18 protein-coding genes are annotated in these 20,732 nt (G+C 62.8%); 7 read left to right on the top strand and 11 right to left on the bottom strand.

Translation table 11 applies throughout. The features are described from left to right. Window positions 1-84: 84 nt before the first annotated feature. The 6 genes from clpB (at window position 85) to C8D04_RS08145 (ending at window position 7,706) form a co-directional block, all read left to right on the top strand. Window positions 85-2,688: an ATP-dependent chaperone ClpB gene (clpB, locus tag C8D04_RS08170; RefSeq protein ID WP_116004389.1), complete on the top strand. Its 2,604-nt coding sequence runs from the start codon at window positions 85-87 to the stop codon at window positions 2,686-2,688. An 87-nt stretch (window positions 2,689-2,775) separates the two neighbouring features. After that, window positions 2,776-3,123, top strand: coding sequence for a hypothetical protein (locus tag C8D04_RS08165; protein ID WP_116004388.1), 348 nt, complete (start codon window positions 2,776-2,778; stop codon window positions 3,121-3,123). Between the two features lie 80 nt (window positions 3,124-3,203). Then, a complete protein-coding gene (locus tag C8D04_RS08160) occupies window positions 3,204-4,643 on the top strand; it encodes a coniferyl aldehyde dehydrogenase (RefSeq protein WP_116004387.1) in 1,440 nt (479 codons plus the stop codon). 132 nt (window positions 4,644-4,775) lie between these two features. Then, complete coding sequence (locus C8D04_RS08155) at window positions 4,776-5,294, top strand: GNAT family N-acetyltransferase (protein WP_116004386.1); 519 nt, start codon at window positions 4,776-4,778, stop codon at window positions 5,292-5,294. Between the two features lie 176 nt (window positions 5,295-5,470). Next, the gene (locus C8D04_RS08150; protein ID WP_116006098.1) at window positions 5,471-6,622 is read left to right on the top strand and encodes a class I SAM-dependent methyltransferase; all 1,152 of its coding nucleotides are present in this window, start codon (window positions 5,471-5,473) and stop codon (window positions 6,620-6,622) included. A 109-nt stretch (window positions 6,623-6,731) separates the two neighbouring features. After that, window positions 6,732-7,706: a tRNA-dihydrouridine synthase gene (locus tag C8D04_RS08145; protein ID WP_116004385.1), complete on the top strand. Its 975-nt coding sequence runs from the start codon at window positions 6,732-6,734 to the stop codon at window positions 7,704-7,706. On the opposite strand, the gene C8D04_RS08140 is transcribed toward C8D04_RS08145, so the two are convergent. The 4 genes from C8D04_RS08140 to proV all read right to left on the bottom strand — a co-directional run bounded on the left by C8D04_RS08140 (window position 7,666) and on the right by proV (window position 13,305). Continuing rightward, a complete protein-coding gene (locus C8D04_RS08140; RefSeq protein ID WP_233521242.1) occupies window positions 7,666-9,375 on the bottom strand; it encodes a phospholipase D family protein in 1,710 nt (569 codons plus the stop codon). The two genes, C8D04_RS08145 and C8D04_RS08140, sit on opposite strands and share 41 nt — an antisense overlap. Before the next feature lie 360 nt (window positions 9,376-9,735). After that, window positions 9,736-10,752 carry a glycine betaine/L-proline ABC transporter substrate-binding protein ProX gene (gene proX / locus C8D04_RS08135; RefSeq protein ID WP_116004383.1) on the bottom strand — a complete coding sequence of 339 codons (1,017 nt, stop codon included), beginning with the start codon at window positions 10,750-10,752 and terminating at the stop codon, window positions 9,736-9,738. A 35-nt stretch (window positions 10,753-10,787) separates the two neighbouring features. Next, on the bottom strand, window positions 10,788-12,047 hold the full coding sequence (gene proW / locus C8D04_RS08130; RefSeq protein WP_116004382.1) for a glycine betaine/L-proline ABC transporter permease ProW: 1,260 nt from the start codon (window positions 12,045-12,047) through the stop codon (window positions 10,788-10,790). 10 nt (window positions 12,048-12,057) lie between these two features. Then, window positions 12,058-13,305, bottom strand: a complete 1,248-nt coding sequence (proV, locus tag C8D04_RS08125) for a glycine betaine/L-proline ABC transporter ATP-binding protein ProV (protein ID WP_116004381.1) — start codon at window positions 13,303-13,305, stop codon at window positions 12,058-12,060. A gap of 549 nt (window positions 13,306-13,854) precedes the next feature. On the opposite strand from proV, the gene C8D04_RS08120 reads away from it, so the two are divergent. Next, window positions 13,855-14,973: an acyltransferase gene (locus C8D04_RS08120; RefSeq protein WP_116004380.1), complete on the top strand. Its 1,119-nt coding sequence runs from the start codon at window positions 13,855-13,857 to the stop codon at window positions 14,971-14,973. Between the two features lie 49 nt (window positions 14,974-15,022). On the opposite strand, the gene C8D04_RS08115 is transcribed toward C8D04_RS08120, so the two are convergent. The 7 genes from C8D04_RS08115 to sdhD all read right to left on the bottom strand — a co-directional run bounded on the left by C8D04_RS08115 (window position 15,023) and on the right by sdhD (window position 20,684). After that, entirely contained in the window at window positions 15,023-15,445 is a 423-nt protein-coding gene (locus tag C8D04_RS08115; RefSeq protein WP_347708417.1) for a hypothetical protein, read from the bottom strand. A gap of 28 nt (window positions 15,446-15,473) precedes the next feature. Then, window positions 15,474-15,884 carry a nucleoside diphosphate kinase regulator gene (gene rnk / locus C8D04_RS08110; protein ID WP_233521144.1) on the bottom strand — a complete coding sequence of 137 codons (411 nt, stop codon included), beginning with the start codon at window positions 15,882-15,884 and terminating at the stop codon, window positions 15,474-15,476. 179 nt (window positions 15,885-16,063) lie between these two features. Then, complete coding sequence (gene gltA, locus C8D04_RS08105) at window positions 16,064-17,356, bottom strand: citrate synthase (RefSeq protein WP_116004378.1); 1,293 nt, start codon at window positions 17,354-17,356, stop codon at window positions 16,064-16,066. Between the two features lie 56 nt (window positions 17,357-17,412). Then, the gene (locus C8D04_RS08100; RefSeq protein ID WP_116004377.1) at window positions 17,413-17,730 is read right to left on the bottom strand and encodes a succinate dehydrogenase assembly factor 2; all 318 of its coding nucleotides are present in this window, start codon (window positions 17,728-17,730) and stop codon (window positions 17,413-17,415) included. Window positions 17,731-17,748: 18 nt separating this feature from the next. Next, window positions 17,749-18,453 (bottom strand): succinate dehydrogenase iron-sulfur subunit, encoded by a 705-nt coding sequence (locus tag C8D04_RS08095; protein ID WP_116004376.1) that lies wholly within the window; start codon window positions 18,451-18,453, stop codon window positions 17,749-17,751. Between the two features lie 26 nt (window positions 18,454-18,479). Then, on the bottom strand, window positions 18,480-20,285 hold the full coding sequence (gene sdhA, locus C8D04_RS08090) for a succinate dehydrogenase flavoprotein subunit (RefSeq protein WP_116004375.1): 1,806 nt from the start codon (window positions 20,283-20,285) through the stop codon (window positions 18,480-18,482). A gap of 36 nt (window positions 20,286-20,321) precedes the next feature. Beyond that, a complete protein-coding gene (gene sdhD / locus C8D04_RS08085; RefSeq protein ID WP_116004374.1) occupies window positions 20,322-20,684 on the bottom strand; it encodes a succinate dehydrogenase, hydrophobic membrane anchor protein in 363 nt (120 codons plus the stop codon). Window positions 20,685-20,732: the final 48 nt, after the last annotated feature.

Here is a 20,732-nt window from a genome sequence, read left to right as displayed (position 1 = left end):
GCACGGTGTGCTGCAGCGCTTGAATTGTTTGCAGTGGTCCTCATCTGAGAGCCATACCAAATCCAAGGGATTGAGGACACCGCCATGCGCATAGATAAATTCACCACCAAGTTCCAGGAAGCCCTGAGCGATGCACAGTCGCTCGCGTTGGGCAACGACAACGCCTATATCGAGCCCGTGCACCTGCTCGCCGCCATGCTGCGCCAGGACGACGGGCCGCGTGCCTTGCTCGAGCGCGCTGGTGCCAACGTGCCCGGCTTGCTGGCGGCGGCGGATGCTGCTGTCAAGCGTCTGCCCCAAGTGACCGGGCAGGACCAGGTGCAGGGCGGGCCCGAATTAGGCCGCGTGCTGCAGGCCACCGAGAAGGAAGCGATCAAGCGAGGCGACCAATTCATCGCCAGCGAGCTGTTTTTGCTGGCGCTGATCGACAGCAAGGGCGATGCAGCGCGCATCGCCAAGGAAAATGGATTGAGCCGCAAAAGCCTGGAGACCGCGATTGAGGCGGTGCGGGGCGGTCAAAAAATGGACAGTGCCGAAGGCGAAGGCCAGCGCGAGGCGCTGAAAAAATACACCATCGACCTGACCGAGCGCGCCCGCCTGGGCAAGCTCGACCCGGTGATTGGCCGTGACGATGAAATCCGCCGCGCTATCCAGGTGCTGCAACGCCGCACCAAAAACAACCCGGTGCTGATTGGTGAGCCGGGCGTGGGAAAGACCGCCATTGTCGAAGGCCTGGCGCAGCGCATCATTGCGGGCGAGGTGCCCGATTCGCTCAAGGGCAAGCGCGTACTCTCGCTCGACATGGCCGCACTGCTGGCGGGTGCCAAGTTTCGCGGCGAGTTTGAAGAGCGCCTGAAAACCGTGCTCAAAGAGTTGGCGCAGGACGAAGGCCAGACCATCGTCTTCATCGACGAGTTGCACACCATGGTGGGTGCCGGCAAGGCCGACGGGGCGATGGACGCGGGCAATATGCTCAAACCCGCCTTGGCGCGTGGCGAGCTGCACTGCGTGGGCGCGACGACGCTCGACGAATACCGCAAGTACATTGAGAAAGACGCTGCGCTGGAGCGGCGCTTTCAGAAAATCATCGTGGGCGAGCCCACGGTGGAGGCGACGATTGCCATCCTGCGCGGGTTGCAGGAGCGCTACGAACTGCACCACGGCGTGGAGATCACCGACCCGGCCATCGTTGCCGCAGCCGAGCTTTCGCACCGTTACATCACCGACCGCTTTCTGCCCGACAAGGCGATTGACCTGATTGACGAGGCGGCGGCCAAAATCAAGATTGAAATCGACTCCAAGCCGGAGGTGATGGATCGGCTCGACCGGCGCCTGATCCAACTGCAAATCGAGCGCGAGGCGGTGCGCAAAGAAAAGGACGAGGCTTCGCTCAAGCGTTTTGATTTGATCGAAGAAGAAATCACTGCGCTGCAAAAAGAGATCGCCGACCTCGACGAAATCTGGCAATCCGAAAAGGCCCAGGCCCAGGGCAGTCAGCATGTGCGCGAGGAGCTGGAGCATGTCAAGCTGCAGATTGAAGAACTCAAGCGCAAAGGCGATTTCAACAAGGTGGCCGAGCTGCAGTACGGCAAGCTGCCAGAGCTGGAGAAGCAGCTCAAGGAAGCGCAAGCCAAAGAGGCTGGTGACGGCACACACGCGCCCAACCGCCTGCTGCGCACCCAGGTGGGTGCTGAAGAAATCGCCGAAGTGGTGAGCCGCGCCACGGGCATCCCCGTGGCCAAGATGATGCAAGGCGAGCGCGACAAGCTGCTGCAAATGGAGACCAAGCTGCATGAGCGTGTGGTCGGCCAGGAAGAAGCGATTGCTGCCGTGGCCAACGCGATTCGCCGCTCACGCTCGGGGCTCTCCGACCCGAACCGCCCGACGGGCAGCTTCCTGTTCCTTGGCCCCACCGGTGTGGGCAAGACAGAGTTGTGCAAGGCGCTGGCGGGCTTTTTGTTCGACAGCGAAGACCACCTGATCCGCATCGACATGAGTGAATTCATGGAGAAGCATTCGGTCGCCCGCCTGATCGGCGCGCCGCCCGGCTATGTGGGTTATGAAGAGGGCGGTTACCTGACCGAAGCCGTACGCCGCAAGCCCTACAGCGTGCTGCTGCTCGACGAGGTCGAAAAAGCCCATCCCGATGTGTTCAACGTGCTCTTGCAGGTGCTCGACGATGGCCGCCTGACGGACGGCCAGGGCCGCACTGTGGACTTCAAGAACACGGTGATCGTGATGACCAGCAACATTGGCTCGCACCTGATCCAGGCCATGGTGGGGCAGGACTCGGAGGACATCAAGGAAGCGGTCTGGGGGGAACTCAAGAACCATTTTCGACCCGAATTCTTGAACCGCATCGACGAGACGGTGGTGTTCCACGCGCTCGATGCCGGGCACATTGAATCCATTGCGCGTATCCAACTGCAGATCCTGCTGGCGCGTCTGGCGAAGATGGAGCTGGAGCTGCAAGTGTCCGAGACGGCGGTGGCCGAGCTGGCCAAGGTCGGGTTTGACCCGGTGTTTGGCGCACGGCCGCTCAAGCGTGCCATTCAGCAGCGCATCGAGAACCCGCTCTCCAAGCTGCTGCTGGAAGGCAAGTTTTTGCCCAAGAGCGTGATTGCAGTCGATGTGGACCCTGTGCTGGAGCCAGGGGTGTTCCGCTTCAGCGCAACGCAGAAGAGTTGATTTTGCTACTATAAAGATAGCTTCTGGCGCTCTATGGACGGGCGTTGGAGGCTTTTTTCTATTATTTAAGGTCGGTCAGGAGATGGTTTGAGCGATTTTTTTACCGATGTACTGCGCCTGCTGCTGCGGCTGGTACTGGTGGCCGTGGGTGTCGTTTTCTTTTTAAGCCTGCTGGCCGCCGCCTTGGTGCTGGCCTTGGTGTGGGGGTTGCGCGCCCTGTGGGCGCGGCTGACGGGGCGCCCCGTGACGCCCTGGGCTACGCGCATCGACCCGCGTGCAGGCTGGAGTTCGGTGTACCGCTCCAGCACACGCTGGCGTGCCGCAGCGGGTACGGCACCCGAGGCTCCACAGGAGCCGTTGCCTGTGCATCTGCGGCCCTTGCCTGGGGCCGACGAAGTGACCGATGTGCAGCCGCGCGAACCCGGCGTAAAGTGATGCGGTGGTCGGCGCTTTGTCCGATGGGATAGACCCGTTCCTCTAAACACGGATTCCCTCCGTAACCCTATGATGCGTCCATGAACTCTGCCGATCTACAAGCCCTCTTCGACGCCCAGTACCAGGCCAGCCGTGCCCAGGTGAATGTGCCCCTGCTGGTGCGCCGTGAACGCCTGTTGCGCATGCGCAAACTCATCGACGAGCACAGTGGCACGCTGGCGGCAGCGGTCGAGGCTGATTTTGGCGTGCGTTCGCAACGGCTGACCGAGGTGGCCGACATGTTCGTGCTGCGCACCCTTATTTCGCACACGCTCAAGCACCTCAACCGCTGGAGTCGGCCGCAAAAGGTGCGCACCCCCATCTACCTGCAGCCTGCCAGCGCCATGATCCAGCGCCAGCCACTCGGCGTAGTGGGCGTGGTCTCCCCCTGGAACTACCCCGTGCAGCTCGCCCTGGCACCGGCCATTACTGCGCTGGCGGCAGGCAACCGGGTGATGATCAAGCCCAGCGAACTCACGCCGCACACCTCGGCGCAGCTGGGTTTGCTGATCGCCCAGTTTTTTGCCCCCGACGAAGTGTGTGTCGTGCAGGGCGATGCGGCGGTGGCGCAGGCGTTCAGCGCACTGCCGTTTGACCACCTGGTGTTCACCGGCTCCACTGCCGTAGGCCGCAAAGTGGCGCAGGTGGCTGCAGCCAACCTCACACCCACCACGCTGGAGCTGGGCGGCAAGTCGCCTTGCATCATCGATACCAGTTGCGACCTGCAGGACGCTGCCCTGAAGATTGCGCACGGCAAGTTGCTCAATGCCGGCCAGACCTGCATTGCTCCCGACTACGTGCTGCTGCCCCGGGGCAGCGAGAGCGCATTTGCCGACGCTTACCGCGCTGCCGTGGCGCGGCTGTTCCCGCGCATCGCGGGCAACAAGGACTACGCCTCCATCATCAGCCCCCGCCACTTGGCGCGCCTGCGCACCATGCTGCAGCAGGCCCAGACGCAGGGCGCCGACGTGCAGAACATGGACCCCGCACCGGGCGCCGCGCCCGACCCGGCTGCAGCCGTGCAAGACGGCGGCACCAGCCGCCAGATGGCACCGGTACTGGTGTTCGGCGCCACCTCGGGCATGCAGCTCATGCAGGAGGAAATCTTTGGCCCCATCCTGCCGGTGGTGTCGTACGAGCGGCTCGACGACGCCATTGCCCACATCAACGCCGGGCCACGCCCGCTGGCGCTGTACTGGTTTGGTGCCGACGACCGCGTGCGCGATGACGTACTCGCACGCACCGTGAGCGGTGGCGTGACGGTGAACGACACCCTCATGCACATTGCGCACGACAACCTGCCCTTTGGCGGCGTGGGCGACAGCGGCTGGGGCGCCTACCACGGCGAGTCAGGCTACCTGCGCTTTTGCCACCAGAAGTCGGTGCTGGTGCAGTCGCGCTGGGCCATGGGATCGCTGTTTTACCCGCCCTACGGCAAGCGTTTCGACCAGGTCATGGGTTTGCTGCGCCGCTGGCTTTAAAGGCCCTTGGCACCCTGTGCACAGGGGTGCCGATGGGCGGTGCGCAAGGCCTCTGAAAAGGCGGCAAATGCGTTTGCGGCGACAATGCGCCTCCGTTTTCTTTTTCGTTGTCCGATTCCGGTCGGTTTTCTCATGTCCAGTATCCAGGTTCGTCCCGCCACGCTTCGCGATGCCAAAGCCATTGCCCAGATCCATACCCTTGCCGCACAAGCCGCCTACCAAGGCCTGGTGCCCGAGGAACAGTTGAAATCCCTCTCCATCGAAAAACGCCAGACCTACTGGCGTGAAGCCATCGAGTTCTGTGAGCCCCAGGTCCAGGTGGCCGTCGAGGATGAAAAAATTGTCGGTTTCGTCGGTTTCGATCGGTCGCGCGACGAAAAATCCCGCCCCACCACCGGTGAAATCTGGGCCATCTACGCGGCTCCCACGCACTGGGACAAAGGCGTGGGCCTGGCCCTGTGGGATGCCGCCCGTGACGGTCTCCAGGAAGAAGGCTGTACGAATGTCACCGCCTGGGTGCCGCTGCGCAACGAGCGCGCGATCCGGTTCCACGAACTTGCCGGCTTCAAGCGCGAAATGACCACGGCCAAGACGGCGGTGGTCGGCGGCGTGAAGATCGAGGAAGTGCGCCTCAAGCGCCCCTTGAATTAGGAAAAACCCCCTGTGTCGCTGCGCTCCTTCCCCCTTCTCTGGCACCGCTGCGCGATGCGGAAGGGGGACGCCCCCAGCGCGTCGGGACGGCCCTTGCGCGGGGCCGTTGGCCTGGGCCGCGCCAGTTTCACACGGCGCGGGTGGCGCGCAGCGGCATGACAACAAAGGATGATCCCATGATCGAATGGAACGAACAGGGCGAGGTACGCAAGGCGCACTGGCGTTCCGAAAGCGGTGCCCCGGCGCCGCGCCGCGTGGAACTGGCCATGGACACCTTGTCCGCCGACTCCGCCTATCGCCTGGCCTGCGCCGGCACAGCCATGCTGTGGCGCAGCGATTTTCAGAACGCCCGGCTGATGCTGCAGGCCTTGCAGCGCCGTATCGAGGACAAGCCGCCCAAGGCGGCTGCCCGTGCTGCCGCCAAAATTGCGGCATCCACACCCGAAGAGGTGTTTCACTTGCACCGCCAGGCGCAGTCGCAGCGGGCGCGCACGCTCTCCACCCTGGTGATCCGGGTCGAAGGTGACTACAGCATCCAGCTGCGCCGCGCCCCCGACTGGAAAGAAGCGCTGACCGAAGCCTGGGGCCCCGCCACGGGCGAGGCGCAGGTGGTGTCGCTGCGCGAGCTGCTGGGCGTGGTGGGCGCGCATGAATGGCGCAAAAAAGGCGTGGAAATTGCCGCGCTGGGCGATGCGCCCAACAACCGCATCCATCCGCACTACGGCGTTTTCTCCCCGGTGCGCGGTGAGTACATTGACCTGGTGGCGCACACACCGCTGCCGTCCAAGGCGCTGGCGTTTGACATTGGCACGGGCACGGGCGTGCTCGCCGCTGTGCTGGCCCGCCGAGGCGTGCGCCGCGTGGTGGCCACCGAAAACGCGCCACGCGCCCTGGCTTGCGCCCGGGACAACCTGCAGCGCCTGGGGCTCACCGCGCAGGTCGAGCTGCAGGACATGGACCTGTTTCCCGAAGGGCAGGCGCCGCTCGTTGTCTGCAACCCGCCCTGGATGCCGGCACGGCCGAGCTCGCCCATCGAGCATGCGGTATACGACGAAGGCAGCCGCATGCTGCGCGCTTTTCTGGCCGGGCTGGCGGCGCACCTCACGCCGGATGGCGAAGGCTGGCTGGTGCTGTCCGACCTGGCTGAGCACCTGGGCCTGCGCCCGCGTGCACAGCTGCTGGAGTGGATGGCCGCGGGTGGCCTGCGTGTGCTGGAGCGCCACGATGTGCGCCCCGTGCACGCCAAGGCCACCGCATCGGGCGACGCGCTGCAAGCAGCGCGCGCGGCGGAGGTCACCTCGCTGTGGCGGCTGGCCGCCATCGCTTGATGGACTCTTGATTTTGTAGCTGTTAACGCTTTCTGGATAAGCGTTAGAGGCCAATTTACCTCTGATATTCGTGCCTGCTGCACCTGCACCTTTGTTGCTGCTTGCCCCGATGGAGGGCTTGCTCGATTTTGTGCTGCGCGATGTGCTGACCCGCGTGGGCGGTGTGGACCGCTGTGTCTCCGAGTTCATTCGCATTACCGGTACCTTGCTGCCTGACAAGGTGTTCCTGCGCTATGTGCCGGAACTGCTCCACGGTGGGCGCACCCTGGCCGGTGTGCCCGTGCGGGCGCAGCTGCTGGGCTCTGACCCGGTGTGCATGGCCGAGAACGCTGCCAGCCTGGCCGCGCTGGGGCCCGAAGGCATCGACCTGAATTTCGGCTGCCCGGCCAAGGTGGTGAATCGCCATGGCGGGGGCGCCGCCTTGCTGCAGGAGCCCGAACGCATTGCCACCGTAGTCGCCGCCGTGCGCCGTGCGGTGCCTGCGCACATGCCGGTCTCCGCCAAAATGCGCCTGGGCTTTAACGATGCCAGCCTGGCGCGCGAATGTGCCCAGGCCATGGAGGACGGCGGCGCCTGCGAGATCGTGGTGCACGCACGCACCAAGCAGGACGGCTACCGGCCGCCCGCTTATTGGGAGCATATTCCGGCCCTGCGCGCGGCAGTATCGGTACCGGTGGTGGCCAATGGCGAGATCTGGACCGTGGACGATGCGCAGCGCTGCCGTGCGGTGTCGGGCTGCGACGCTCTCATGCTGGGCCGGGGCATCGTGGCCGACCCGGGCCTGGCCCGCGCCTTGCGCGCCTTTGATGCCGGGCGCCCGGGGAGCGATACCGTGGTGTGGGCCGACCTGGTGCCGCATCTCATGGATTTCTGGCGGCTGGTGTGCGCCGACCTGGAGCCGCGCCAGCGCGCCGGGCGGCTCAAGCAGTGGCTCAACCTGCTGCGCAGGCGCTTTCCCGAGGCTGAGCAGGCCTACCAGCAGGTGCGCACCATGACGGACCAGAAGGCCATCACCCTGTGGTTGAGCGCCTTGCAGACGGGTGCTACAGCAGGCTATCGGGCGCCAGCGGCCCCAGCAGCCTGAGCATCAGCCGCAGGGGCAGGCTGGTGTCGGGCTCGGTGTGGCTGTCGGGCAGGTCGCTGCCCTGCGGGGCGTGCCAGCGCAGTTGCCGGTCTTCGGTGAGCGTCACCTCCCAGGCCACTGCGCCCAGGGCCTGTTTGATGCGCTCGGTGACCTGGCCCGATAGCTCCTTGCTGCGGATCAGCAGGGCAATTTCAGTGTTTTGCCGCTGCGAACGCTGGTCCAGGTTCATGGAGCCCACTGCCAGTAACCGTTCATCCATCACCAGCAATTTGGAATGCAGCATGGCCCGCGAGCCGCCCGTGCTCCCCGAGGAACTGAAGGCACCGCGCAGGCCCGCAAGTTCGCTGCGCATTTCGAACAGCTCGACCCCCATGGCCAGCAGTTCGGGCCGGTGGCGTGCATAGCCCACATGTGCGATGGGGGCGTCGTTGGACGCCAGGGAGTTGGTCAGCACCCGCACCCGCACGCCCCGGGCACGTGCGGCGGCAAAGGCCTGGAGCATGTCGGGGCCTGGCACGAAGTAGGGCGAAATGATGAGCAGCTCTTTGCGCGCATAGCCCATCAACTGCAGCAGGCCATCGACCACCGTGTCTGTGGCGGCATCGCCCGCTACCGGAGCCGCCGCAGGGGTGCCTGGCGTTTTGCGCGCCGTGATCGACAACGGCGATGCCCCGGAGGGGGCCCGTTCGGGCAGCGGTACCGCACCGTTTGGCTCGTCGGAGGGTATCTTGGCCGGTTGGTCTACCAGGACTGCAGCGGGGGCCCAGACCAGGCCCGCCTGGGCCAGGTCCATGGGTTCCTGGTTCCAGATGTAGGCACGCTGGGCATCGCTGCCCTGGGGTTGGCCTTGGGGCTCTGTGGTGGGGTTGGGCGTCGCGGGCGTAGCCGCATCTGACGCATCGAAGCTGCTGCGCAGGGCATCGAGCTCTTTGCGTGTGATGAGGGATTGCACCGGGTAGGCGCGCTGGTTGTTCCAATAGCTGTCGAAGCTGCGCGAAAGCTCTTGCACCACAGGGCCGGCCGCCAGCACGTCCATGTCCACAAAATTGCCACTTTCCGCATTCCCAAAATAGGCATCGCCCAGGTTGCGTCCGCCGGACACGCCCATGGCATTGTCGGCAATGAACAGTTTGTTGTGCATGCGCTGCTGCATGCGCTTGAAGTCCGCCAGCATGCTGAGCATGCGGCCCAAGCCCGAGCCGCGTGCACCGGGCACGGGGTTGAACATGCGCATTTCGATGTTGGGCTCGAAGGCCAGGCGCATCACCTGTGCGTCGCGCCCGGTACTGTGGAAATCGTCCAGCAGCACGCGCACCCGCACGCCCCGCCGAGCAGCGGCCACGACGCCGGTCAACAGGCGCTCGGTGCTGGCGTCGGCGTGGATGGCGTAGTACTGCAGGTCGAGTGTTTTTTCGGCTGCCTCGACCAAGGCCAGGCGGCTGCTGTAGGCCGCCTGCGGGCCGCTGAGAAGTTGGAACCCGGAGGGGAAGCGCGCACCCGCACTCTTGTGGCGTTCCTGCACCAGCCGGCCCAGTGTGGTGCCGGAGGGCGCTGTCAGGGCGTGGCTGACGGGCCGATCCACTTCCTGCGGCAATCCCGAGCAGCCTGTCGCCAACAAGGCCGCGATGCCTGCCAGCCAGGCCCGCCAGCCTTTGTGTGTCGGGGGCATCGCTGGGGTGGTTTGGGCAGAGGTGGGCGGCATGGTGTGGTGTCCTTCGGGGCAGCTTATGCCCTTTTGGGGTGCGCCGTGCAAAGCATGCGCTGGATCCGGTCGGGGCTCGCCCCAAGGTATAACCCGGCCGTATACGCGGATCTGTCGGACAAGGCGCTGCCAGCCTGTGTATTGCGTCCTTACATTTGCCGTGTTGGTATTGGGCCGCTCGAAATGCATTCGCAGGATGATGGGCTTGCTTGCTGCGCAGTGCGCACAAAAAAGCCCCTATCGGTTCGCGCGAAGGGGGTTCTGTATAGCTATGTTTTTGATAGCTTCTGACGCTTTTCGGATAAGCGCCAGGTGCCAAAAAACACTTTATTTTGCAGCAGCACGTGCCTGTGCGATCCATTGGTCAAAGGTTTTTTGGTGCGCCTTGATCCAGCCTTCGGTGTGGCGCGTGATGTCAGCTGCGGTGTTCTCGCCCTGGGCCATGCGGTTGTTCTGTGCGTTGATGTCGTTGATCGACAGCTGCATCACTTCAAACAGCTTGCCTGCGGCGGGGTTCTTCTCCACAAAGGCCTTGTTGGCCACGATCTGCTGCTTGTTCACCACGAAGCCGTAGTTCTTGCCATTGGGCAGCTGGGTGTCGAGCTTGCCCTGCTCGCCGGGCAGCGAAGAAAACGGCACTTCCAGCCAGACCACGTCCTTGCCAGGCTTGAGCTGTGCGCTCACCCAGTAGGGCGTCCAGGTGTAATAAAACACGGGCTTGCCGGCTTTGTAGCGGGTGATGGTGTCGGCAATCAATGCCGAGTAGCTGCCCTGCTGGTGCGTGATGGCATCGCGCAGCTTGAAGGCGGTGAGCTGGTGCTCAATGACGGCCTCGCAGCCCCAGCCCGGGTTGCAGCCCGTCAGGTCGGCCTTGCCGTCGCCATCGGCGTCAAAGAGCTTGGCGATCTTCGGGTCGGTGAACTGGGCGATGCTGGTGATCCTGTATTGGTCGGCGGTCTTCTTGTCGATCAGGTAACCCTGCGCGGCATGGTCCGAGTACACGCCTTTGCGCGAGAGCTTGTCGTCGCCACCGGCGTTCTTGTAGAAGTCGGCGTGCATGGGGTTCCAGTGGTCGGCCATGAAGGTGGCGTCGCCATTGGCAATGGCGATGTGGGCCGTGGGGTATTCCACTTCCTTGATGGGTTGGACGTCGTAGCCGAGTGTCTCCAAGGCCTTCATGACCAGCTGGGTCTGGAATGTTTCTTCGGCGATTGAGCTTTTGAGCGGCTGTACCTGAATGCCCTTGCCGGGCAAGGATTCGGCGTTGGCGGCTCCGGCCAGACCCAAGGTGAGAGCGGCAGCGGCCAGTAGGCGGTGGATAGTGACGGGGGTTGTTGCATGCATGAAGGACTCCTGGCGGTAAAAAATGGGTGAAGGCCTCATCCGTGTGCGGATGAAGGGGCAGGGTGGCTGGCGCCCTGCGCGGTGGCGGCGGCTTGCGCGGGCCGGGCACGCAGCAGGCGCAGCACCAACCCGGTCGGGCCGGTCTGCCACCAGTGGCGCACACCGCGGCGCGGCTGGCCCATGGCCTGGGTGATGCGGTCCAGCGTGATGGCCAGCAGCACAATGCCCAGGCCCCCGACGGTGGCCAGGCCCATGTCGAGCCGGCCAATGCCGCGCAGCACCATCTGGCCCAGGCCCCCGACGGCAATCATGGAAGCGATGACGACCATGGACAGCGAGAGCATGAGCGACTGGTTGATCCCAGCCATCACCGAGGGCATGGCCAGTGGCAGTTGCACCTTGAGCAGCATCTGCAGGGGCGAGGCGCCGTAGGCACGCCCGGCTTCGATCAGGTCGGGCCGCACCTGGCGGATGCCCAGGTTGGTCAGGCGAACCAGCGGCGGCAGCGCAAACACGATGGTGACGATGACGCCCGGCACATTGCCAATGCCAAACAGCATCACCACCGGTACCAGGTACACGAAGGCTGGCGTGGTCTGCATGGCGTCCAGGAAGGGACGCATGGTGTTTTGTGCCCGGTCGCTGGATGCGAGAAAAATACCCAGCGGCAAACCGATGACCACGCAGAACACCAGCGAAGTGAGCACCAACGACAGCGTCACCATGGCCTCGGGCCAGATGCCCAGCATGGCCACCACCAGCAGCGACACTACAGCGCCCACGGCAATCAGGCGCCCGGCAAATTGCCAGGCCAGCAGGCCCAGCAAGGCGATCATGGCCAGTGCTGGAGCACTGGTGAGCAGTCCTTCCACCCAGGAAAGCGTGCCATCAATCGGTACGCGCACCGTCTGGAAGAAGGGGCGGAAGTTCTGCACCACCCAGGCCAGGCCTTGGTTGATCCAGGCCTCTATGGGAAGTGAGCCATCCCATAACTGGTGCAGTGCAAAGCCGGTGTGTTGGCCCGCAGCATCGGCTTGCGCGGTCAGGGCGTCGTGGGCATTGGCCGGTGCATCGAGCCAGCTGCTGGCGGCTGACGGGTCGGCGGGGGCGGTTGTCGTGCCCCAGGCGTCGGTATCGGGGGGCGCCGTTGCTGCCGCCGAAGGGGCTGCCGTGCTGTCCCAGGGCGATGGTGCCAAAGACGCGGCGTCGCCGCCCGTCGCCCAGGGGTTGGTGTCTGCGGGAGGCGCCAGCGGCATATCGGGCGCGGCCTGTTGCATCGCAGTGGATTCGTTCATGGTGCGTCTTTCAGTGGGCGAAGGCCATGGCGGCTTGCGGGGCAGCACTGGCTTCGATAGGTGGGGTGTCTCGGTCGAGGAACTTGAGCAGCGTGGTCTTGCTGATGACACCGGCCAGACGTCCATCGCCCTTGACCACAGGGACCGCGCAAGGTGCATGCGCCACCTGGCCAAACAGGTCGGCCACAGGGGCGTCGGCAGCAATAGGCTCCAGGCCGTTCAAAAAAGCATGCTGCAGACCGAGCGGGCCCTGGTGACCGTCGAGCGCGCTGCGCAGCGAATCGGCAGACACGGTTCCCAGGTAGCGGCCCTGGGTGTTGACGATGTAAGCGAAGTCGCGGTCGTCGTTTTCGATCAGCTTGAGTGCGGCGCGCGAGCCCCGGTCGTTCTGTTCCGAAACGATGGTCAGCGGCCGACGCGCGATGTCACCCGCCTTGAATACGGCTGCTGCATCGACACCGCGCACAAAGTTGCGCACGTAATCGTCGGCGGGGTGGCGCAGGATTTCATCCGGTGTGCCCACTTGCACGACCTGACCGTCTTTCATGATGGCGATGCGGTCACCGATGCGCATGGCTTCGTCCAGGTCGTGTGAAATAAAGACAACGGTGCGGCGCTTGATCTGCTGCAGGCGCAGCAGTTCGGTCTGCATCTCTGTACGGATGATGGGGTCCAGGGCGGAGAAGGCCTCGTCCATGAGCAGGATGGAGGGGTCGGATGCGAGGGCGCGCGCCAGTCCCACGCGCTGTTGCATGCCGCCCGACAACTCGTCGGGGTAACTGGCGCCCCAACCGGCCAGACCGACCTGTTCCAGTGCCTGGGCTGCCTGGGCCTGGCGCTCAACCCGGTCCACGCCCGCCAGCTCCAGGCCGAAGGCGGTGTTGTCCAGCACGGTCATGTGCGGCATGAGCGCGAACGACTGGAACACCATGCTGATGTCCTTGCGCCGCAGGGCGCGTAACTGGGCGTCGGGCAGTGAGGCCAGATCGACACCATCGACCAGCACGCGGCCGGCGGTGGGATCGATCAAGCGGTTGAGCATGCGCACCAGCGTGGATTTACCGGAACCCGACAAACCCATGACCACAAAGATCTCGCCCGCGCCGATGGTGAAGTGGGCATCGAACACGCCAATCGACTGGCCTGTGCGCGCCAGAATGTCCTGCTTGCTGCAGCCTTGCCGCACCAGTTCAAGTGCAGTGTTCGGCGCGTCGCCGAACACCTTGAATACATGCTCAATGGTAATTTTTTTGGCCATGGATGATTTCCTTGGTAGATGGCAATCGGCCAGAGCGAATCGCTCCAATGCTGTTGCCACGCCCGGTGGTGCGAGTGCACGCGGGACGATGAAAATGTGGGGGCGAGGGTTGTGGCCCTCTGCTTCGTATGGCGGCGGGCCATAAGAAACGGTCGCACGCTTCAAAAGAGGTCGGGCTGAGGACTTTTGAAAGGCACGGGCAGCGTGCACGGGGTGCACTCTGCAGGGGTATCAGGCGCGCAGGGTCCGCCTTGATGAACGGGGCGCAGAGCCCGCGTAGCAGCCTGCAAGGGGCTGCAGTGGAAGCGCATTACCTGCGTTGCAGGTGTTAAAGAAGGCTAAATTATATGGATTTGAAACATTTAGTCAAAACACAGGGTTTTGAAAATGTGATAGGCGTAAAATACTTCTAGAAATTTACGTCTTTTAGGCACCCTTTTGTCAACCCCGTTGCGCCTTGGGTGATTAACAAAGGGTTGTCGGCAATGCTGCTGACGGACGCACAGCCTGGCATTCGGGCCGGGGTGCCGCCCCACTGAACCCCTCTTCATGTCTTCCCCCCTCTCCCGCGACCCCCTGATAGACATCTTCAAGGCGCTGGCCTGCGCCTTGATCATCTGGCATCACCTGGCCTTTTACGGCCCTATGTCCGATGCCGTGCTGCCTTTGTTTCCCAGGCTGCTTTCTTGGCTGTACGACTATGGTCGCATGGCGGTGCAGGTGTTTCTGGTGCTGGGCGGTTATCTGTCGGTAGCGCATCTGGCCCCGCAGGGCCGGGCGCGATTTGGCAGTGCGCGCCAGCAGATCGTGCGGCGTTTTACGCGCCTGGTGGTGCCGTACGCGGTAGCCCTGGTCGTAGCGGTACTGGCGGCCGCCCTGGTGCGACCCTGGTTGGACCACCCCAGCGTGCCGGCAGAACCACGGCTGCCCCAGTTGCTCGCCCATGCCTTGCTTTTGCAGAACATCGTGGATGAAGAGTCTCTGTCGGCCGGAGTCTGGTACGTGGCCATTGATTTCCAGTTGTTCGTGCTGGCGACGCTGCTGTTTGCCGGCGTCAGATCCGTAGGCTGCTTTGGCGACAAGTGGGAAGCCCTGATGGGCAAGGCCATGGTGGTGGCGGGAATCGCGGCGTCCTTGCTGGTGTTCAACCGCCAGTCGGAGCTGGATATGTGGGGGATCTACTTTTTTGGTGCCTATGGCATGGGCATGGTGGTGTATTGGGCCGTTCGCTCACCCCGACCGGGGTGGTGGCTGACAGGGCTGGTCGCTCTGGTCGGGTTGGCTCTGGCCCTGGATTTTCGGGAGCGAATTGCCGTGGCCTTGGTGACGGCGTTGGTGCTGGCATGGGCACTGCTGCGTCCCATCGTCTGGCCTCGCCATGTGCTGGTCACCTGGATGCAGCAATGGGGGCAGATGTCCTATTCGGTGTTTCTGGTCCATTTCCCCGTTTGTTTGCTAGTGAACGCGTTGGTGCATGGGCTGTGGCCGAACACCGTGTTGCCCAATGCACTGGGAATGCTGACTGCATTCATGCTGTCACTGGCTGCGGGGCGGCTACTGTACCGCTGGGTAGAGCAACCGGCGCCCACATGGCACCAGGGTCTGCGCTGGCAAGCTGGTCTGGTGGGTGCGGGTCTGCTGGTCGTGCGGGCAAATGCCTGGATGTGATCGCCCAGCCATTGCGTGCCAGGTGGTTGTGACCGGCGTTCCGACCAGATCAGCGTTCTTCTGCTGCGCGCCGACCCTTGCGTTTGTGGTCAATGAACCACGCCAGAAAAGGCAGGAGCAACATGGAGCCAGGAATGACCCAGATGATCAGATAAGGGCTGACCGAGGACGCTGAACGCATGACCTGGCGCAGGTGCGTGCGTTCTTGTGCGCTCCAGTGCCCGAGGCGTCGTTGGCGCACCAACCACACTACGGATCCTTTCATCACCGTGAGTTCGCTGCGCAAGCGGGTTTTTTCGCGGGAGTTTCCCGCGAGAAAGGAACAGAACCAATCGGGTGCACGTTCCATGCGCCGTTGGAAGGCGGTGGTGGATTGCGGATCGAAGACGACTGCGTCCACCGGAGGCTCGTGGATGTTCGAGTCCGTCGTGGCGGATGGTGCGGTCAACGGGTGGGAGGGAGGGCGGTTCACTGGACCATTTTAGGATGGTCGTACAAGGTCAACGATGAAGTTCGCCAGAACGCTCGGGTTGATAGATGATTTCTGTCACATGAACGGTCATGCTTTTGCCGCCGGGACCAGGCCAGGCCAGTGCGTCGCCTACCGATAGGCCGAGCAAAGCACTGCCCACTGGAGCAAAGATGGAGATACGGTCTGCGCTACCGTCCATGTCGCGCGGATAGACCAGCGTCAGACAGAACTCCTTGCCCGTCTCGGCAATAGAAAACTTGACGGTGGAATTCATGGTCACGACCGTGGCCGGCATCTGCTCGGGGGCGAGCACTTCGGCGCGGTCAAGCTCTGACTGCAGTTGTGCCTTGTTTGGAAAAACGCTGGAAGGAATGGCTGCGAGCAGGGTTTCAATGCGGTCAAGGTCCAGCGAGGACAGGGTGATCGGTGGTTTGGACACGGTGGACTTCCTTGGCAATGCACAAAGTGCGGGACTGTAACGGATCGGGAGTGCGGCATCACCATTCATGGTTAATGCGCTGGCACTGGTTGCCCTGGATTTTCCAAGAAAAAACCCGCCCAGGGGGCGGGTGTGATAGCTCTCACCTCGTGGTGGGAGCCAAAGATGGTGCCGGTTGATCAGATGTCGCGGCGGGGTGAACCGGTGAACAACTGGCGTGGACGGCCAATTTTGTATTCCGGATCGCTGATCATTTCGTTCAGCTGGGCAATCCAGCCCACTGTGCGGGCCAGTGCAAAGATGCCGGTGAACAGATTGACAGGAATGCCGATGGCACGCTGCACGATACCAGAGTAGAAGTCCACGTTCGGGTAGAGCTTGCGCTGCACGAAGTAGTCGTCTTCCAGAGCAATCTTTTCCAGCTCTTTGGCCAGCTTGAACAGCGGGTCGTTTTGCAGACCCAGTTCGGCCAGCACTTCGTCGCAGGTTTCCTGCATGAGCTTGGCGCGTGGGTCGTAGTTCTTGTAGACGCGGTGGCCAAAACCCATCAGCTTGACGCCGGAGTTCTTGTCCTTGACCTTCTCCATGAACTCTCCCACCTTGGAGACGCCACCCATGGCCTGGATTTCTTCCAGCATGTTGAGGCAGGCCTCGTTGGCGCCGCCGTGGGCGGGGCCCCACAGGCAGGCCACACCGGCAGCAATGGCAGCAAAGGGGTTGGTGCCCGAGGAGCCACACAGGCGCACCGTGGAGGTCGATGCGTTTTGCTCGTGGTCAGCGTGCAGGATGAAGATGCGGTCCATTGCGCGCTCGATCACCGGATTGACCTTGTAGTCCTCGCAAGGGGTGCCGAACATCATGCGCAGGAAGTTGCCTGCGTACGAGAGGTCGTTGCGCGGGTACATGTAAGGCTCACCCTTGCCGTACTTGTAGGCCATGGCCACCAGCGTGGGCATTTTGGAGATCAGGCGGATCGCGGCGATGTCGCGGTGCTGCGGGTTGTTGATGTCGGTGCTGTCGTGATAGAAGGCCGACAGGGCGCCCACCAGACCGGTCAATACGGCCATGGGGTGCGCGTCGCGGCGAAAGCCCCGCAGGAAGAACTGCATTTGCTCGTTCACCATGGTGTGGTTGAGCACACGCTGGTGGAAGTCGCTGCGCTGGTCATCGTTGGGCAGTTCGCCTTTGAGCAGCAGGTAGCAGGTGTCCAAGTAATCGCACTTGGTGGCCAGTTGCTCGATAGGGTAGCCGCGGTACAGCAACTCACCCTTGTCACCGTCGATGTAGGTAATGGCCGACTGGCACGACGCGGTGGAAAGAAAGCCCGGGTCGTAGGTGAACATGCCCGTTTGCGCGTACAGCTTGCGGATGTCGATGACGTCGGGGCCAATGCTGCCCTGGTAGACAGGCAGATCCACGCTGGGGCTGCCGTTACTGAACGACAGGGTGGCTTTGTTGTCTGCTAGCTTCATTGTTTCGTCCTTCTAGAGTTTGCCGATGATCTGGTCTGGTGGGTCTGCAGCCACGGTCAGGTCTTCGCCAACCGGGCTCCGCTCTGTCTGAGCATGCCAAGTACTTCACATACCGGCGGAGTGTTCAATTCGCCTTCGGGTTCTTTCCGACACAGCAGGAGATCCAGCAGGTCGTTGTCCGCAAGATCCATCAACGCTGTCAGCCCCTGGGCATGCCACTGGGTCAGCGTGGACTCGAAACGGGAGAAGAACTGTTCGATGAACAGGTCGTTTTCCAGCAGGCCACGCCGACAGCGCCAGTGCAGCTTGCTGAGTTCGCGTGTGTCCAGCAGCGGTGATGGCGCTGACAGGTCTATGGTTGAGGTTTCACCCATGGCTTCGAGGCGTGCAGGTCAGATGGCGCGGCGCACCATCAATTCCTTGATCTTGCCGATGGCCCGTGTGGGGTTCAGTCCCTTGGGACAGACGTCCACGCAATTCATGATCGAGTGGCAGCGGAACAGGCGGTAGGGGTCTTCCAGGTTGTCCAGGCGCTCGCCCGTGGCTTCGTCACGGCTGTCGGCCAGGAAGCGGTAGGCCTGCAGAAGACCGGCAGGGCCCACAAACTTATCGGGGTTCCACCAGAAACTGGGGCAGGCGGTGGAGCAGCTAGCGCACAGAATGCACTCGTACAGACCGTCGAGTTCCTCACGCTGCTCTGGTGACTGCAGGCGCTCCTTTTCGGGCGGAATGCTGTCGTTGATCAGGTAAGGCTTGATCGAGTTGTACTGCTTGAAGAACAGTGTCATGTCCACGATCAGATCGCGAATCACGGGCAGGCCCGGCAGGGGCTTGAGCACGATGGTGCCGGGCAGCGTGTTCATGTTGGTCAGGCAGGCCAGGCCATTCTTGCCGTTGATGTTCATGGCGTCCGAGCCACAAACACCCTCGCGGCAGGAGCGGCGGAACGACAGTGCAGGATCCTGCTCCTTGAGTTTGATCAGCGCGTCGAGCAGCATGCGTTCATGGCCATCGAGTTCAACCTCAATGGTCTGCATGTAAGGCTTGGTGTCCTTGTCCGGGTCGTAGCGATAGATTTGAAATGTGCGTTTTTGCATGATTCTTCTCTCGTGGGGCTGCCGATTTAGAACGTCCGAACCTTGGGTGGAATGCTTTCCACGGTCAGTGGCTTCATGTTCACTGGCTTGTAGGTCAGGCTATTCGTGGCGCTGTGCCACAGGGTGTGCTTGAGCCAGTTCACGTCGTCACGGCCCAGCGGTGCGGTGGGGTGGTCGGCAGGATGTTCGTAGTCGTACACCATGTGTGCGCCGCGGCATTCTGTGCGTGCTGCGGCCGACACCATGGTGGCTTGTGCCACCTCGATCAGGTTGTCCACTTCCAGTGCCTCGATGCGTGCGGTATTGAAGACCTTGGATTTGTCCTTCAGCTCGATGCTGGCGACACGCTCACGCAGCGCAGCGACTTTGACTACGCCTTCGTTCATGCTGGCCTGCGTACGGAACACACCAGCGTGTTGTTGCATGGTGGCGCGAATGTCGCCTGCCAGTGCTTGCGAGTAGGTGCCACCGGTGGAATTTTCGAGCTGATTGAGGCGCTCGAGTGTCCGGTCGGCTGCATCCTTGGGCAGTGGCTTGTGCTCGGCGTTGCGTGCATTGAATTCGACGATGTGGCGGCCTGCGGCCTTGCCGAACACCAGTAGGTCGAGCAGCGAGTTGGTGCCCAGGCGGTTGGCGCCGTGCACGCTGACGGCCGAGCATTCGCCCACCGCGTAGAGTCCGTTGACGATCACATTGCCTGTGCCGTCATGTGTCACCACCTGACCATGGATGTTGGTCGGCACGCCGCCCATCTGGTAGTGGATGGTGGGCACCACTGGGATTGGCTCTTTGGTGATGTCCACGTTGGCAAAATTGACGCCGATCTCATAGACAGACGGCAACCGCTTGTGGATGGTCTCGGAGCCCAGGTGGTCAAGCTTGAGCAGGACGTAATCCTTGTTCGGGCCGCAGCCACGGCCTTCCTTGATTTCCTGGTCCATGGAACGGGAAACGAAGTCGCGTGGTGCCAAGTCTTTCAGGGTGGGCGCGTAGCGCTCCATGAAACGCTCGCCATTGCTGTTGAGCAAGATGGCGCCTTCGCCGCGGCAGCCTTCGGTGAGCAGAACACCTGCGCCAGCAACGCCGGTGGGGTGGAACTGCCAGAACTCCATGTCTTCCAGCGGGATGCCGGCGCGTGCCGCCATGCCCAGGCCATCGCCGGTGTTGATGAACGCATTGGTGGAGGCAGCGAAGATGCGACCGGCGCCGCCGGTAGCCAGCAGCACGGTCTTGGCTTCCAGGATGTACAGGTCGCCCGTTTCCATTTCCAGAGCCGTCACGCCGACCACGTCGCCATCCTGATCGCGGATCAGGTCGAGGGCCATCCATTCGACGAAGAAATTCGTTTTGGCCTTGACGTTCTGCTGGTACAGCGTGTGCAGCATGGCGTGGCCGGTTCGGTCAGCGGCCGCGCAAGCGCGTTGCACAGGTTTTTCGCCATAGTTGGCAGTGTGGCCACCAAACGGCCGCTGGTAAATGGTGCCGTCGGCATTGCGGTCAAACGGCATGCCAAAGTGTTCCAGCTCATACACGACGTTGGGCGCTTCACGGCACATGAATTCGACCGCGTCCTGGTCGCTCAGCCAGTCGCCGCCCTTGATGGTGTCGTAGAAGTGGTAGTGCCAGTTGTCCTCGCTCATGTTGCCCAGGGATGCGCTCACGCCACCTTGTGCAGCCACGGTGTGCGAGCGGGTAGGAAACACTTTGGACAGCGAGGCCACGTTCAGGCCTGCGCGCGAGAGTTCGAGGGCGGCGCGCATGCCGGAGCCGCCGGCGCCGATGATGACGACGTCGAACTTGCGTTTGGTGATGTTGGCGTTGGTGTAGCTCATGGATTTAGCCTTTGTTCGCGGTATTGGGCGTGGGCATCACAGACGCCACAGAACCTGGAAACCCCAGCCCGCGCAGCCGACGAGCCAGACGATGGTGAAGACTTGCAGCACCAAGCGCAGTCCTACGGGCTTGATGTAGTCCATCCAGATGTTGCGCATGCCGACCCAGGCGTGCAGGGCAAGCGCGATGATGACGGAGAAGGTCAGGAACTTCATCCATTGGGCAGCAAAGATGCCGGCCCACAGGTCGTAACCCACGGGGCCCTTGCTGAACACGACCTGCAGCAGCAATGCCAGCGTGAACAAGATCATGAGCGCTGCAGTAACGCGCTGGCTGAGCCAATCACGCAAACCGTAGTGGGCACCCACGACGGTGCGTTTGTATCCGTAGTTGGACATGGTATTTTCCTCTTTATCGTCAGGCCACCCCGCCGCTGGCGTCAGGGG

Source organism: Simplicispira sp. 125 (genome assembly GCF_003096555.1).
Classification (GTDB): Bacteria; Pseudomonadota; Gammaproteobacteria; order Burkholderiales; family Burkholderiaceae_C; genus Simplicispira.
Note: the sequence above shows the minus strand (reverse complement) of the source record. Positions and strands in the feature narration are given on the sequence as shown.

Excerpts from the sequence above, each read along its gene's own strand:
- clpB (WP_116004389.1), top strand. The coding sequence starts at position 85 with ATGCGCATAGATAAATTCACCACCAAGTTCCAGGAAGCCCTGAGCGAT.
- C8D04_RS08160 (WP_116004387.1), top strand. The coding sequence starts at position 3,204 with ATGAACTCTGCCGATCTACAAGCCCTCTTCGACGCCCAGTACCAGGCC.
- C8D04_RS08155 (WP_116004386.1), top strand. The coding sequence starts at position 4,776 with ATGTCCAGTATCCAGGTTCGTCCCGCCACGCTTCGCGATGCCAAAGCC.
- C8D04_RS08150 (WP_116006098.1), top strand. The coding sequence starts at position 5,471 with ATGATCGAATGGAACGAACAGGGCGAGGTACGCAAGGCGCACTGGCGT.
- C8D04_RS08145 (WP_116004385.1), top strand. The coding sequence starts at position 6,732 with ATGGAGGGCTTGCTCGATTTTGTGCTGCGCGATGTGCTGACCCGCGTG.
- C8D04_RS08140 (WP_233521242.1), bottom strand. The coding sequence starts at position 9,375 with ATGCCCCCGACACACAAAGGCTGGCGGGCCTGGCTGGCAGGCATCGCG.
- proX (WP_116004383.1), bottom strand. The coding sequence starts at position 10,752 with ATGCATGCAACAACCCCCGTCACTATCCACCGCCTACTGGCCGCTGCC.
- proW (WP_116004382.1), bottom strand. The coding sequence starts at position 12,047 with ATGAACGAATCCACTGCGATGCAACAGGCCGCGCCCGATATGCCGCTG.
- proV (WP_116004381.1), bottom strand. The coding sequence starts at position 13,305 with ATGGCCAAAAAAATTACCATTGAGCATGTATTCAAGGTGTTCGGCGAC.
- C8D04_RS08120 (WP_116004380.1), top strand. The coding sequence starts at position 13,855 with ATGTCTTCCCCCCTCTCCCGCGACCCCCTGATAGACATCTTCAAGGCG.
- gltA (WP_116004378.1), bottom strand. The coding sequence starts at position 17,356 with ATGAAGCTAGCAGACAACAAAGCCACCCTGTCGTTCAGTAACGGCAGC.
- C8D04_RS08100 (WP_116004377.1), bottom strand. The coding sequence starts at position 17,730 with ATGGGTGAAACCTCAACCATAGACCTGTCAGCGCCATCACCGCTGCTG.
- C8D04_RS08095 (WP_116004376.1), bottom strand. The coding sequence starts at position 18,453 with ATGCAAAAACGCACATTTCAAATCTATCGCTACGACCCGGACAAGGAC.
- sdhA (WP_116004375.1), bottom strand. The coding sequence starts at position 20,285 with ATGAGCTACACCAACGCCAACATCACCAAACGCAAGTTCGACGTCGTC.
- sdhD (WP_116004374.1), bottom strand. The coding sequence starts at position 20,684 with ATGTCCAACTACGGATACAAACGCACCGTCGTGGGTGCCCACTACGGT.